The sequence below is a fragment of the Amycolatopsis sp. NPDC003676 genome (assembly GCF_053587275.1).
Window position 1 is genome coordinate 1 of sequence record NZ_JBSFNS010000394.1, and the last position, 1102, is coordinate 1102.

Below are 1102 nucleotides of genomic sequence, written 5' to 3' on the forward strand. Positions count from 1 at the left end.
GCTGGTGGGCGGCTTGTCCCGGATCCGAGCGGGAGGTCTCGCCCGAGTCGACAGATTTCGCGCGCCGGTACGAACGCTGCTGACAGCGGCATCTGGTCGCGGGATCGCGCTGCCCGCCTGCGTCGCGGCGCTTAGGGTGTGGGCAGGACGGCCGATGGAGGAGTGACAGTGGCTGCTGAGCTGGTGAAGGGGCAGAACGCGGGGTTGGCGCAGCCGGAGGTGGTGCTGACCGTGCGGGGCGGTGTGCCGGCCGATCTGTCGGCGCTGCTGGTGACCGGGGCCGGGAAAGTGCGCTCCGACGCCGATTTCGTGTTCTTCAACCAGCCCGAGGCGCCAGGTGTTCGGCTCGACGGGACGGCGCTCGCGGTGACGTTCGCGGCCGTGCCCGCCGACATCGAGCAGATTCGCGCGGTGATCACCGTCGCGGCCGAAGGGACGACGTTCGGCGGTGCCGTCGCACCGGTGGCCGCGGTGGCCGACGCCGCGGGGAATCCGTTGTACGAGTACGTGATCGACGGGCTCGACCGGGAGTCGGTGGTGATCGCGCTCGAACTGTACCGGCGGGGTGAGCAGTGGAAGGTGCGGGCCGTCGGGCAGGGGTATGCCGGCGGGTTCGCCGATCTGGTCACCGATCACGGGGTGAGCGTCGACGACGAGCCCGCGGTGGCGACCCAGCCCGAGGTGCGGACCGTCCCCGGCGAAGCGGCCCTGTCGTTCGAGAAGCGCGAGAAGCTGGACTTGCGCAAGCGCGAGGTCGCGAAGGTCCTCCTCGACAAGAGCGCGTTCGGCACCAGGGCGCGGGTCGTGCTGGTGATCGACAAGACCGGCAGCATGCAGAAGCTGTATCGCGGCGGCACCGTGCACCGCGTGGTGGAACGGATGATCCCCGTCGCCACCCAGCTCGACGACGACGGCACCCTCGAGGCCTACCTCTACGCGCTGACCTTCGCCAAACTGCCCGACATCACCGTCGCGGGCGGCGAGCAGTGGGCCCAGACCTACCTCCACCTGACCGGCACCCACGACGGCATCGACTACGACAGCATCGGCGGCCGCAACGACGAACTCCCGGTGATGCGCGCCGTCATCGACACCCTCACCG

The 1102-nt window shown here is 70.0% G+C and carries 1 protein-coding gene; it reads left to right on the plus strand.

Annotated features, from left to right (window positions below; genetic code table 11):
* Nucleotides 1-168: 168 nt before the first annotated feature.
* The coding region (locus ACWDNU_RS46680) for a VWA domain-containing protein (protein WP_449673558.1) at nucleotides 169-1102 on the plus strand (934 nt) is incomplete at its 3' end.